This is a genomic window from Haloarcula ordinaria (assembly GCF_029338275.1).
Classification (GTDB): Archaea; Halobacteriota; Halobacteria; order Halobacteriales; family Haloarculaceae; genus Haloarcula; species Haloarcula ordinaria.
Genome location: NZ_CP119789.1, coordinates 1995225 through 2008522 on the forward strand (window position 1 = coordinate 1995225; position 13298 = coordinate 2008522).

Below are 13298 nucleotides of genomic sequence, written 5' to 3' on the forward strand. Positions count from 1 at the left end.
GGTCTGACGGTCGGTATGGACCAGCCGGCTATCCTGTTGACGAACGACGACGGTATCGACAGCGCTGGGCTTCACGCGATATACGAGGGGCTCTCGGCAGTCGGTGACGTGACCGTGGTCGCTCCCGCGTCCGACCAGAGCGCCGTCGGTCGCGCCATCTCCCACGAGGTCTCCGTCCGCGAACACGACCTCGGGTACGCGGTCGAGGGGACGCCGACCGACTGCGTCGTCGCGGGCCTCGAGGCGCTGGTCCCCGAGACGGACCTCGTCGTCGCGGGGTGTAACCGCGGGGCCAACCTCGGCGCGTACGTCCTCGGTCGCTCCGGCACTGTCAGTGCCGCCGTCGAGGCGACGTTCTTCGACGTCCCGGCCATCGCCGTCTCGATGTACATCCCGGTCCGCGAAGATGCCGCGTTCACCGACATCGAGGCCAACGGCGACAGCTACGGCGAGGCCGTGCGGGCGACACGCTACCTCGCCGACCACGCCTTCGAGGCCGGCGTCTTCGAACAGTGTGACTACCTGAACGTCAACGCCCCCGTCGCCGAGTGGGGGGCCGCCGACATCGAGATTACCCGGCCCTCGCGGCTCTACGAGATGGACGCCGTCTACAACGGCGACTCCGTGACGCTGCACGACCGTATCTGGGAGCGTATGGCCGACGGCGACATCCCAGACCCGGACGGGACCGACCGCCGCGCTGTCGTCGACGGACGGGTGAGTGTCTCGCCGCTGACGGCGCCACACACCACGGAACACCACGATTCGCTCGACGCGCTGGCCGAGACGTACGACCCCGAAGACAGCCCCTAATTTCATATCCGTCGGTCGCCCCATCTGAGTAGGGATGGCGACGACTATGCGGGGCTGGTCCGAGGGCATTCGCGTACTCCTGAGTGTCGTCCTGGCTGTCGTCTTGCTGACCGTGCTCGTCTTCTCGCTCGACACGGCTGCGATCTCCGCCGCACTGCTCGATGCGGACTGGTCGATACTCGCGCTCGCAGCCGGTTGCGCGCTGTTCGCCCAGCTCTGCTGGAACCTGATGACCGTGTGGATACTGCGGACCGCCGACGACTCGTTGCCCCGGACCCGACTCCTGCTGGCCGCGCTCGCCGGGACGTTCGGCAAACTGGTCCTCCCGCTCGGAAACCTCGGGGGTGCGGCGGTCCTCGCGTACGCAATCTCGGAGGGCGTTGACGGTCGGTTCCGCGACGTCTTCCCGCCCGTCTCCGCCAGCGAACTGCTCAGATTCGGTGGCTCGCTGGCCGTGGCGACCATCGGGCTCGTCGGCCTGGCGCTGCGTCCGGTGTCCGGATTCCAGGGCCCCTACGTGGTGGTGTTGCTCTCGACGCTCGCTGTCGGCCTGTTCGCCGGCGGCGTCACCGTCGCCTACCGTCGCGAGAGACTCGGTCGCCTCGTCCAGCAGTTCGCGTCGGTCCTGCACGCCGTGCTCGGCATGTTCTCCCGTCGTCTCTCCAGCCGGCTGGCTCCGGAGAGCGTGGCCAGCGCCGTCCAGTCGTTCCTCGAGTCGTTCGACCGGGCCACGGCGAACAGACGGCGTCTCGCCGTCGCCGGCACGCTGGGGCTGGCCGGCTGGCTCGCGTTCGGGCTCGCGCTGACACTGTCGTTCGCTGCCGTCGGGGTCACGCTCCCACTGGCGCTGGCGCTGTTCGTGGCACCGGCCAGCGGGCTGGCCACGCTCCTCCCGACGCCGGGTGGCCTGGGCAGTTCGGAGGTCGCACTCACGGCGGTGTTCGTCTTGCTCTCGGTCGCCTCGCCCGAACTCGCTACCGCTGCCGTCCTCCTCTACCGACTCGTCACCTACTGGCTCGTGGTCGCCGTCGGCGGCCTCGCGTCCGTCTACCTCTCGATGTCGGTCTGGCAGGCACTGGAGTGAACGGCGGTCCCACTGTTCGTCGACCGCGAATCGGTCCGGTTAATCCCGTTGACCGAGAGCCTCCGGACGAGCCGCCTCCATGAGATTCCGAAACGCGCTTCTGTTCGTCGCGCTCGCCGTCGTCTGGGGCAGTGCCTTTACCGCCATCAAGTCCGGCCTCGACTTCTTCCCGCCGGTGCTCTTCGCGGCCATCCGATACGACTTCGCCGGTGTGTTGATGCTCGCCTACGCCGGCTACGCCGCCGACCGTTGGCGTCCGTCCGGACGCGAGGAGTGGGGCACCGTCGTCGTCGGCGGGGTATTGCTCATCGCGGCCTACCACGCCTTCCTCTTCGTCGGCGAGCTGGGGACGACGAGCGCGACGGCGGCCGTCGTCGTCAGCCTCTCGCCGATACTCACGACCGGCTTCGCCCGTGTCCTGCTCCCGTCCGAGCGGCTCACCGCACTCGGTGCCCTGGGACTGCTCGTCGGGTTTCTCGGCGTCGGTGTCCTGAGTGCGCCGGACCCGAATGCCCTCGTCACTGCCCGCACCGTCTCGCTGGCGCTCGTCTTCCTCGCTGCCGCGTCGTTCGCCCTCGGGAGCGTCGTGACCCGCCGCATCGACGCCCCGCTCCCCATCGAGACGATGGAGGCGTGGTCGATGGTGCTCGGCGCGCTGCTGCTCCACGGCGTGAGCGCCGCCATCGGCGAGTCACCGAACTCGGTTCGCTGGACGGGCGAGGCGGTGCTGTCGCTCGGCTACCTCGTCGTCGTCGCCAGCGCGCTGGGATTTCTCATCTACTTCGACCTGCTGGACCGACTGGGGCCGATCGAGATCAACCTCGTCTCCTATGCTGCGCCGGTCGTCGCCGCGATCACGGGCTTTCTCGTCCTCTCGGAGACACCGACGGTGTACACCGCCGCCGGGTTCGCCTGCATCGTCCTCGGGTTCTCGCTGCTGAAACGGCGGGCGCTCCGTGACGAACTCGACCGGGTCTCCCTCAGAGCTCTCTGACGACGGTCGCCGGGTTCCCCTGGACGACGACGCTGTCGGGCACGTCCCCGGTGACGACGGCACCCGACCCCACGACCGCTTCGTCGCCGACCGTCACGCCCGGATTGAGCACCGCCTGCCCGCCGATCCAGACGTCGTCGCCCACGGTAACCGGTTTCCCGTACTCCGTGCCGCCAGAGCGTTCGGCCGCGTCCAGCGAGTGCGTGGCCGTATAGACGTGGACCCCGGGCCCCAGCATGCAGTCGTCGCCGAACTCGACCCGGCAGACGTCGAGTATCACGCAGTCGAAGTTCGCGTAGAAGTCCGAACCGACGTGGACGTTGTAGCCGTAGTCACAGCGGAACGGGGGCTCTATCACCACGTCGCCGCCGACCGACCCGAACAGGTCCTCGACGAGTTCCTGGCGCCGATCGGTCTCGTCGGGACCGGTCTCGCCGTACGTCCGGGTCCACTCCCTGGCAGCGTTGCGCTCGGCGACGAGCTGCGGGTCGCTCGGGTCGTATCGGTCTCCGGCGAGCATCTTCTCCTTCTCGGAGGGCATGGATGGCACCCCTTCGTCCAGTCGTCGAATAAAAGTACTCGCTCGCCGCCCGGCCTCACTTCAGATGGTGTACTGTACGATGTCGGTCCGACCGCAGTGAGAACACGCCATCGTCCCGGCCGTCGCCGAGGCCCCACAGTGGCGACACTCGTAGACGACTGTCGGCGCGTGCGAACACCGGATGCACTCGGTCTCGTCGCAGGTGTGTGACTGCCGGAGCGAAGCGATGGATATCATCGCCGTGCTCCTGTCGCCCGATCGTTCGCGCTGTCGGTGCCGGTTCGGTTCGCTTGGGTGTCGTGGTACGTCATGTGGTCTCGCTCCTGTCTCAGTTCCCCGACGCGACGCGGATCTGGTGTTCGGTCACGTAGATTGCCTTCAGCGTCGAGAACGGCGAATCGATGCCGCCCGAGCTCTGCAGGCCGTAATCGTAGTGGGCCGCGCCGTACTGGCCGACAGTCAGGTTGCCGGTGACGGCCAGACCGTACAGGTCCCCCTGCTTGATGTAGAGGTAGCCGGTGCCGGTGTCACCGCCGGGGGCGTAGACCAGGCCGTCGAACGACGCCCGGTTGTTGTTGGCGCCCGCGATGGTCATCTTGAACTGCTGCGGGCCGAACACGCTGAGCTGGCTCGATTTCTCGTCGGGCACGTGGACCGCGGCGTTCTTGCCGACGTGGAAGTTCACGTCCTGGTTGCCCAGCCCGGTCGGCGAGACGGTCGTCGTCCCCTCGCTCTCGACGAAGATCTGGACGTTCCCGTCGCCTTCGACGGTGATGTTACCGCCTTTCGACAGTTCCACGTAGTCACGAACGACGATGGTCACGTCGCCGCCGGTCGTATCGAGGACGAGCCGTTCGTCGTTGTCGAGCTCGATGTCGTGGACGTAGTACCGCCCGCTGCCCAGCGTCGCCGTGGAGCCGCTCATCGCGAACTCGTCGGCCGTGACGAGCGAGGTCGCGTCGTTGTCGTTGGTCTGCTTGACCTCGGTCGCCACTCTGTCGACGAACTCGTCGACGGAGTCGACCGCGGTGACGCCGGATATCGGCTTGATGCCGCCGGCGATTTTGGTCTCCTCGGTGGCATCGGGCGCCGGCGTGTCGGTGTAGGAGACACTCCCGTTGATGAACGCACTTCCCTGGACGTCGACGACGCCACCGGACCTGACGTCCCCGTCGACCAGCGAGTCACCGCTGGCCTTGAAGTCACCGGCGGCTTGGACCAGCCCGTCGGCTGCCTTGGTCTCGTTGTAGCTCCCCTCCGAGGAGTCGTAGCTGTTGACGTACGCGCCCGTCCCCGTGATGGCGAGTTCGCCGTTGTTCGACGTCGCGATGAGTCCCGCCTCGACCGACGTCCGCTTCGGGAGGACGAGGAACCTCGCCGTCACTCGTTCCTTCGGGTGGTCGTAGGACACGATGGCGGTGGTCTCGTCCTCGAAGTACCGGCCCCAGGCCTCGTAGTACTCGCTCTGGACGGTCACGGTGACCGTCCCGCCGTCCGGTCGGTTCAGGAATCCGTTGGCTTCGTTGGGGTAGTGGCGGATCGGTTCGCTCGTGCGGGTGATTCGGACGTCGCCGCTCAGTCCTGGCTCGCCGTCGACGACGACCAGGGGCATGGTGAGCGTCTGGTCACGGTAGTGGAACTCGGGCCGCGAGAGCATCACCGAACCCTGCCCGTCGCTCCGCCAGACACCGCCGCCCTGGGCGGCGACTGTCGTGTCACCGTTGGCGTACTCGACGGTCCCGAGCGTGGCGTTCACGACTTCGGCCGACGTCCCGTCCTCGTCGCTGTAGGCGTCCACCCGTATCCAGCTCGTCTCGTGGTACCGCAGGTCGCCGTCGTTGGCCGTCAGCCCGAGGTCGACCTCTCTGGACGGCGAGTTCCCGAGCGCAACCGCGCTCGCCTCGCTGTCGAACGCAGCGAGAGAGTTCTCGGCCGCAGAAACCTCTGCGTTGGTCTGCATCTCCGTGAGTATCACCGAGCCGCCGGCGACGACGGTGAGTGCACCGACGATGACGACGGAGATGAGCAGGACGACCCCGAGCACCTCCGATTGCCCGCGCTGCGCGGTTCGCCCGCCCGCTCTCGCGGCGGTCAGACGGTCGGTCAATCGGTTGGGTCCTGCGTTCATGTATGGTAAATTCGTTGTGTTGGTTTCCGCTCGTGGTCCCGGTCCAGCCCGACCCCGTTACGTGAGTTCGACTCCGACCCGGGAGTGGGTCACCGCTGAATCGTCAGCGGTTACGGTGCGACGGAGGTCGCCAGGACGGCGCTCTTGTCGTTGTTCGGGTCGTTGTAGACGACGCGGATGGTCTCGCCCGAGGTGACGGTCTGAGCGTCAACGAGCTTGTCACCGGCCGAGATGTCGTCCGCGGTGGCCACCGAGATGGCATCGGAGGAAGACCCCGTGACGGTCAGGTCGTCAGCGTCGATGGTGTCGCCACCGTCGTGCGTGATGGTCACCTCAGTACCATCGTAGTCGAAGTCGAAGCTCGCCTGCGGCGCAACGCTCGAAGAGCTCCCCAGTCCGAGGACGAACGAGCCGACGACGGCCGCGAGGATGACTGTGATCGCGACCATCAGGATGACGCCGATGACTGGCGACACTGCGTTCTCTTCGTCGAACATCGCTTTGAAGTTCTGTAGTTTCATGATTTGTCTGGTGCTCGATGACTCCCGGGCTCGTCCGCGACGTAATCGTCGACCCCCCACGCGGGTTTCCCGAACCCGACTCGTGTCGGGCTCGACACCTCGGTGCTGCCCTGCTGACTCAGCAGGCAGCCGTTTGTGGAGCGTAGTTCCGGTAACCCCCTCCTGGTGTCACCGCGATTCCGCGCACCCTGTCGGCCATCTGTGCAAGTTCCTCAAGTCGTCAAAGGGTCATTGTTATTCGAGCGATAACCCAAAATTACCGGAAAGTAGCAGTCTCGTACCGGTGTAGTAGCCGTTTGATTCCGGTTTTCTAGTGAGATACTTCCAGATTTCAAGGCCGCGTATGCGGGGCCGTAACAATGCCGTTAGGTTGGGAACGTGTCTCTATCGCATGCCACTCGCAAGCCGACCACTCGACAGCATCACGACTCTACGCGCGTGTGAACGCGAACTATACCGGGAGGAGCGCCGATGACAGACTACCTCCCGACGGGTATCGGGGTTCTGGATCGGAAGCTCGAGGGCGGACTGCCGGTGGGGAGCCTGGTGCTCCTCTCGGCCGACCCCGCCAGCCAGTCCGAGCAGATGCTCTACGAGCTGACGGTCCCTCGCCCGACGCTCTACCTCACGACCGCGCGCTCGCCGGCGGCGGTCATGACGGCCATCGAGAACGCCGGCGGCTCGATGGAGACGACGAACGTCCACGCGCTCGGTGAGCGTCCCCTGAACGAGGCGTTCACGCTCGTCAGCAACTGCCCGCCGAACTCGACGGTCATCATCGACACCGTCGACATGCTCGAGACCGGGCAGACCCAGGAGTACCTCCACTTCCTGAACGACATCCGCAGCGAACTACTCTCGAAGGACAGTTACGCCGTCCTGCACGGACTCGACGGCCGCCAGGTCCAGGCCCAGCGTGACATCACCGAGTACCTCTCGGACGTCATCTTCGAACTCTCGACGGAGGTCCGCGGGGAGAACATCGAGAACCGGCTCATCGTCCCGAAGTTCCGCGGCGGCGTGCCGTTCGACGAGACGCTGAAGCTGGAGCTGACCCAGGAGGTCGCCATCGACACGAGCCGCGACATCGCGTAATCCCGCGGCGGTTGCGGTCCTCGCAGTGCGATGCTGTCGCCGGTTCTCCATATCCTGATTGTTCGAGGCCCGTCTACAATCTCTCTGATGTTGTCCTCGATGTACTTGAACTATCTACTGATTCACAACTCGCCGTACCGACAACTCGGATAGAGCGCGTATCTCGGCGATAAGTCACCGCCTTCTCACGCTGAACCCGGTCACATAGCACCGATTCCCGCAATATCTATCCAAATTATTTTGGTGTGAAAATAACGACACTGAGGGCCGGTAGGTAATATATTCTTACTCGGTACGACTTTGCTTCCCCGACCGTCAGGCACTGCATTCGCGGTAGCAGGTAGATACCGACTGTTACAGGAGTTATTACCAACTTGATACCGGTCCTGTTATGAGACAGAAACACACGTAACGGGTCCGCACGGGATGGCACCGGTGAGTCGGTGGCCGAAAACTGCAGCCGACGTGTGTTCAGGAGCGAAACCATGAACGAACATACGATTGGAGCGGTGGGAGAATCGCGGAGTGGGGCGTCCGATGGCTGCTGAACAGCAGCGGCCCGACGACGACGGGGGACGGGGTAAGCCCGTGGTCGTCGGAACCTACACCTGGGACGACCTCATGGCCGAAGTCGGCTACGCCGACGACGTCGCCGCAGTGGTCGAGACAGCGGACGACGAACCCGAGGACGGCGACCGGTTCCTCGGATTCTTCGGTCGGAAGAACGACTCGGTCCGGACCACGCGCCAGCGCGCCTGGGACGCGACGGAGTTCTCGCCCGAGGCGTACCTCGGCTTCCACCCGGACGAACTCTCGGAACGGCTGGGCGGCGGTATCCTGTCTGCCCTGCAGTTCCGGACGGCGTTCGCCGACTGGATCACCGACACGCCGGTGACCAAAGATGAGTACACCTGGGAGCACTTCAAGTGGGAGTACTACTACGACGACCAGGGCGAGATACCGCGTGACGCGACCGGTGAGGTCGAATCGTTCGACGCCGAGTCCTTCCTGGGCTTCGACCCGGAGGAGACGGAATCACGCCTCGCCCGCGGGGCCGCGTTCGCGGAGACGCTCGACCAGATTGTCGAGGAACGCACGGTCAACGTGAACCCGGAGATCGACGAGGACCTGTTCTTCTCCGACGTCGACGGCTTCACCACCCTGGTGAACCGCTACGACCTGGAGAAGGCGGTGTCGATGGAGAAGAAACGCCACTTCGTCGAGATCGAGCGCTACTGGGTCAACAAGCCCTCCGCCTTCGTCATCCTCTTTCACTCCATCAAGGAGAACGAGAAGAAGTACTACCTGGTCGAGCCGTACATGAACGACATCGAGGACAACGTCAAGGACTACCTGACGGGCCGCCTCCGCAACGCGATCAAGTACTCCGAGGACGAGGCCCTCATCGACGGGTCCGACGACGACCGCTCGGTCATCATCGAAGAGGAGACCCTTCGACTGCTCGAGCAGTACGACCTCCTCGAGGGCAGCGGCGACGACAGCGTCACCGGCCAGTTCAAGGCACTCCTCTCGGACCGCGTCGAGCTCGAATCGCACGACGGTGAGCTCCGCGGCCTGAAGGCGCGACCCGAACCCGCGGTGCTCGAAGAGGACTCTGGCACGCTTACCGAGGCGCAGGTCGAACGCCTGCTCTACGAGCTCCAGCGGGACTTCCTGGGCTACGAGCGCATCGACGGCATCAAACACGACGTCAACGTCGAGGACATCTCGTGTGACGGCTACAACTCGCCGGTGTTCGTCTACCACTCCGAGTACGAGAACCTCATCACGAACGTCTTCCACGACGAGTCCGGGCTGGACAACTTCGTGGTGAAGCTCGCCCAGCGTTCGGGCAAAGGCATCTCGAAGCGTCGGCCACAGGTCGACGCGACGCTACCCGATGGGTCGCGTGCCCAGCTCACGCTGGGTCGTGAAGTGTCGGACCACGGGACCAACTACACCATCCGGCAGTTCAAGGACGTGCCGTACACGCCAATCGACCTCATCAACTGGAACACCTTCTCGCTCGACGAGATGGCGTTCCTCTGGCTCGCCATCGAGAACAACCGTAGCCTGGTCTTCTCCGGTGGGACCGCCTCCGGGAAGACGACCAGCCTGAACGCCGTCTCGCTGTTCATCCCGTCGAACTCGAAGATCGTGACCATCGAGGACACGCGCGAGGTGGAGCTGCCCCAGCGCAACTGGGTCGCCAGCGTCACTCGCCCATCCTTCGGCGAGGACGACACCGGTGACGTCGACGAGTTCGACCTCCTGGAGGCCGCACTCCGACAGCGCCCCGAGTTCATCGTGATGGGTGAGGTCCGGGGTGAGGAGGGACGGACCCTCTTCCAGGTCATGTCGACCGGGCACACGACCCTGACGACCTTCCACGCCGACTCGGTCGGCGAGGTCCTCAAGCGGTTCACCACGGCACCGATCAACGTCTCGAAGACGATGTTCACCGGGCTCGACCTGGTGTCGGTCCAGACCCAGACCCGCGTGCAGGGCCGAAAGGTCCGGCGCAACAAGACCATCACCGAGGTCAACCACTACGACCCCGAGAACGACGAGATCAACGTTCGAGAGATTTACGAGTGGCAGCCCGAGAGCGACGAGTTCCTGAAACTCGGTCGCTCGAACACGCTCGAGGACATCAAGTTCGACCGGGGCTGGGACAACAGCCAGCTCGAAGACGAGCTGTTCAAGCGCAAGACCGTGCTGGCCTACCTCATCGACAACGAGTTCTCCGACTACTCGGAGGTCGCCGCGACGCTCCAGGCGTTCATCAACGACCCGGACACGATTCTGGGCCTGATGGCTCGCGGCGAACTCGGCGACAGCCTCGCCGACCTCCGCGAGATGGAGAGCGTCATGATCGACATCGACCCCGAGAAGGAGGCGCTCGTCCCCCGGCCGTCGCCGAGCGACGAGACGGCCGAACTCGCGAAGGAGATTCTCGATACCGCCGAGTCGACGATTCTCGACGACTACCGGGAAGAAGCAGCGGGGACGCTGTTCGGTGCGTTACCCGAGGCCATCCGCGCGGCGGGCGCAGAGATTCGAAGCGGACTGGCGACCGATGGCATGGGCGAAGCGGACGCCCAGAGCCTCGACATCCCCGAACTGAGCGACGAACAGACGGACGCGGATACAACGGAGTAACACAATGGAATACGTTTACGCAGTGCTCATGCTGCACGAGACCGGGGCAGAGATCAACGAACAGAACCTGACCGCCACGATCGAGGCGGCCGGCGGGGACGTTCCGTCGTCCCGCGTCAAGGCCGTCGTGGCGGCGCTCGAAGACGTCGATATCGCGGCGACGGAAGCGGCGTCGATAGACACCGGCGGCGAGCCCGCACTCGAAGACGACGGTTCCGAGGACGACTCGGACGCCGAGCGCGAGTCGAGTGGCATCCAGTCGCTGTTCGACGACGAGCACGACGCGGACGACGAGGGGATCGAACGCGACGACGACGCCGTCGAGGACGCTGCTCGTCCCAGTGACCTCGACGGTGAGGCGGTGGACGCAAGCGACGAGTCGGAGGCATAGATGAGCACCGAGACTGGTGAACCGCAATCCATCCGCAAGTTCGAGGGGGCCGGAGACGAGTTAGGGAACCTGTTCTACCCCGTCTACGACTACCTCTTCGACGACTCCGACGTGTTCGTCCAGTCTGTCGAGACGAAGCTCGCCGAGTCGCGGATGCCCGACACCGTCGAGATGTATCTCTCGCACGCCATCGCCGTGGGCGTTCTCACTGGACTGGCGCTGTGGACCCTCGGCATCGGCCTGGGGCTCTTCCTCGTCTCGATGGGCTTCTTCGCCGGACCCCTGCTGGGCGTGCCGCTGCCCGACAGCGGTGTGGTCGCGGAGTTCGTGCGAAGCGCCAGGGCACCCTTCGTGGTCCTCTTGTTGGGCTGTGTCCTCGGCGGGCTCGGCTTCGGAGCCGGGTTCGGGACCATCGTCGGGATTCCGTACCTGCGGGCCAACGAGCGCAAGCGCGAGATCAACATGTTGCTCTCGGACTCCGTGTCGTTCATGTACGCCCTCTCGCTGGGCGGGCTGAATCAGCTCGAACTGCTCGAGGCGATGGCGAAAGCCGACGACACCTACGGTGAAGTGTCCCGCGAGTTCCAGGCCATCGTCCGGGAGACCAAGACGCTCGACGTCGACTACCGGACGGCCATCAAGAACCAGATGGACCACTCCCCGAGCGACGAGTTCCGCGAGTTCCTCGTGGACATGCTCTCTGTCATCCACAGCGGTGGGAACATGACGAAGTTCTTAGAGGACAAGAAGCACAAGTACATGCGCACGGCGAAACAGGAACAGGAGCAGACCCTCGACGTGCTCGAGCTGCTCGGCGAGATGTACATCACCATCTCGCTGTTCCCGCTGTTGCTCATCATCATCCTCGTGGTGATGAACATGCTCGGCAACGCGTCGACGATGATGCTCTACATCACCGTCTACGCGCTCATCCCGACCATCGCACTGGCGTTCCTGGTGCTCGTCACCAGCATCAAGCGCGACGAGTTCGGCGACGGCTACATCAAGCCGCGCGACTCCAGCATCTGGCTCGACACCGAGGGTCGGTCCGGCATCACCAACCTCGGGTTCATCACCTCGTTTACCGGCACGTACTACATCTTCGACCGCATCGCGGCCAAGCGCGGGCTCGAAGAGACCGTGGCGCTCCTGCGCAAGCCACACGTGTTCTTCCGGGACAACCCGCTGTACACGTTCGCGCTGAGCGTCCCGGCCGCCGTCTCGCTGGTCGCAGCGGCGGCGCTGTCGGGCACGGTCCCCACGTCCTGGTCGGGCGTGGTCGCGCGGCCGGTGTGGTCGACGTTCGTCTACGTCTACATCCCGCTGTTCCTGACCGTGACGCCCATGGCCGTGTTCCACACCTGGAACCAGCGGTCCCGGCGTGCGATACTCGGGAACCTCTCGGACACGCTGCTGAAGCTCTCCTCGGTCAACGCGACCGGGGCGACGGTGCTCGAGTCAATCAAGACCGTCTCCGAGACGTCTTCGGACAAGCTCGCGGAGGAACTCCGAATCATCCACCACAAGGTGCACTTCGGGATGAGCCTCAAGGAGTCGCTCATCGAGTTCAACAACAAGTACCACATGCCCCAGCTCGCACGGACGGTCAAACTCATCACGAAGGCCCAGGAAGCGTCCAGCCACATCGCCGTCGTCCTCGCGACCGCCGCGAACGCCAGCGAGAACGCGGACGACCTGCGCCGGGAGCGCCACTCCCGTTCGATGATGCAGGTGGCCATCGTGCTCATGACCTACGTCACGCTGCTGGGCGTCATGGCACTGCTGAAGGTGCAGTTCATCGACGTCATGGCTGATTTCGGTGCCGGTGCGGCCGTGGGGAGCGCGGGCGGGATGTCGCTCGGTGGCGCCATCGACGCGGACCTGCTCTCGCTGATGTTCTTCCACGCCGTGACCATCCAGGCCGTGTTCGCGGGCCTCATCTCGGGATATCTCCGGGAAGCGAGCCTCCGCGCCGGCGCGAAGTACGTCGTCGTGCTCCTCGCGCTCTCCCTGACCGTCTGGACGGTGGTGGGGTAGATGCAGTCGCCTCGTACCGCTCGCGGCCAGTTGACCCTCGACTTCCTGACGGGGATGGCGGTGTTCTTCGTCGTCGTCGGGTTCGTGTTCCTGTTCGTCCCCGGGCTCGTCTCGTCGACCCCGGGCGGTCAGGAGGACCCGTTGGTCGCTGATAGAGTCGCGAACCAGCTCGTCGACTTCCACCTCGGCGAGCCCGCCACGACCTCGCTGGACCCGGCCTGCACGGTCGACTTCTTCAGTCAGTCCAGTCCGGACTCGTGTGGCACGCTCGAGACGAGCGAGCCGCTGACCGACCAGCTCGGCATCGACGACCGCTACCGAGTGACCGTCTCGATTCGGCCGGACGACGCCGGTAGAACCGACGATACGGTCCTCTGTGCGGACGGCGGGTCAATCGGCCCGTGTACGGGCAGCGGTACCCCGCTCACCGTCGGTGAGACGTATCAGTCCGGTGAGGGCACGGTCGTCACCGCAGAGCGTCACGTCTCTATCGACGGGACGGCCGCCGTCCTGGTGGTGGAGGTGTGGTGAC

Annotated in this window: 12 protein-coding genes; 8 read left to right on the forward strand and 4 right to left on the reverse strand. The window is 65.0% G+C overall.

Annotated elements, in window-relative coordinates; genetic code table 11:
• Positions 1–15: 15 nt before the first annotated feature.
• From surE to P1L41_RS10640, 3 genes are all read left to right on the forward strand, one after another.
• A complete protein-coding gene (surE, locus tag P1L41_RS10630) occupies positions 16–813 on the forward strand; it encodes a 5'/3'-nucleotidase SurE (protein WP_276295703.1) in 798 nt (265 codons plus the stop codon).
• A 34-nt stretch (positions 814–847) separates the two neighbouring features.
• Complete coding sequence (locus P1L41_RS10635; protein ID WP_276295704.1) at positions 848–1897, forward strand: lysylphosphatidylglycerol synthase transmembrane domain-containing protein; 1050 nt, start codon at positions 848–850, stop codon at positions 1895–1897.
• A gap of 79 nt (positions 1898–1976) precedes the next feature.
• On the forward strand, positions 1977–2891 hold the full coding sequence (locus P1L41_RS10640; RefSeq protein WP_276295705.1) for a DMT family transporter: 915 nt from the start codon (positions 1977–1979) through the stop codon (positions 2889–2891).
• Here P1L41_RS10640 and P1L41_RS10645 read toward each other — a convergent pair.
• From P1L41_RS10645 to P1L41_RS10660, 4 genes are all read right to left on the reverse strand, one after another.
• Entirely contained in the window at positions 2878–3432 is a 555-nt protein-coding gene (locus tag P1L41_RS10645; RefSeq protein WP_276295706.1) for a maltose acetyltransferase domain-containing protein, read from the reverse strand. The two genes, P1L41_RS10640 and P1L41_RS10645, sit on opposite strands and share 14 nt — an antisense overlap.
• A gap of 60 nt (positions 3433–3492) precedes the next feature.
• The gene (locus tag P1L41_RS10650) at positions 3493–3669 is read right to left on the reverse strand and encodes a hypothetical protein (RefSeq protein ID WP_276295707.1); all 177 of its coding nucleotides are present in this window, start codon (positions 3667–3669) and stop codon (positions 3493–3495) included.
• Positions 3670–3760: 91 nt separating this feature from the next.
• Positions 3761–5560 (reverse strand): DUF7289 family protein, encoded by a 1800-nt coding sequence (locus tag P1L41_RS10655; RefSeq protein WP_276295708.1) that lies wholly within the window; start codon positions 5558–5560, stop codon positions 3761–3763.
• Positions 5561–5670: 110 nt separating this feature from the next.
• Positions 5671–6081 carry a type IV pilin N-terminal domain-containing protein gene (locus P1L41_RS10660; RefSeq protein ID WP_276295709.1) on the reverse strand — a complete coding sequence of 137 codons (411 nt, stop codon included), beginning with the start codon at positions 6079–6081 and terminating at the stop codon, positions 5671–5673.
• Between the two features lie 471 nt (positions 6082–6552).
• Here P1L41_RS10660 and P1L41_RS10665 point away from each other — a divergent pair, with 471 nt between their 5' ends.
• The 5 genes from P1L41_RS10665 (at position 6553) to P1L41_RS10685 (ending at position 13297) form a co-directional block, all read left to right on the forward strand.
• Positions 6553–7176 (forward strand): RAD55 family ATPase, encoded by a 624-nt coding sequence (locus P1L41_RS10665; RefSeq protein ID WP_276295710.1) that lies wholly within the window; start codon positions 6553–6555, stop codon positions 7174–7176.
• Positions 7177–7713: 537 nt separating this feature from the next.
• Positions 7714–10338 (forward strand): type II/IV secretion system ATPase subunit, encoded by a 2625-nt coding sequence (locus tag P1L41_RS10670; protein ID WP_276295711.1) that lies wholly within the window; start codon positions 7714–7716, stop codon positions 10336–10338.
• 4 nt (positions 10339–10342) lie between these two features.
• Positions 10343–10729, forward strand: a complete 387-nt coding sequence (locus tag P1L41_RS10675; protein ID WP_276295712.1) for a P1/P2 acidic ribosomal protein — start codon at positions 10343–10345, stop codon at positions 10727–10729.
• Positions 10730–12766, forward strand: a complete 2037-nt coding sequence (locus P1L41_RS10680) for a type II secretion system F family protein (RefSeq protein ID WP_276295713.1) — start codon at positions 10730–10732, stop codon at positions 12764–12766.
• Positions 12767–13297, forward strand: a complete 531-nt coding sequence (locus P1L41_RS10685) for a DUF7287 family protein (protein ID WP_276295714.1) — start codon at positions 12767–12769, stop codon at positions 13295–13297. It begins immediately after the preceding gene.
• Position 13298: the final 1 nt, after the last annotated feature.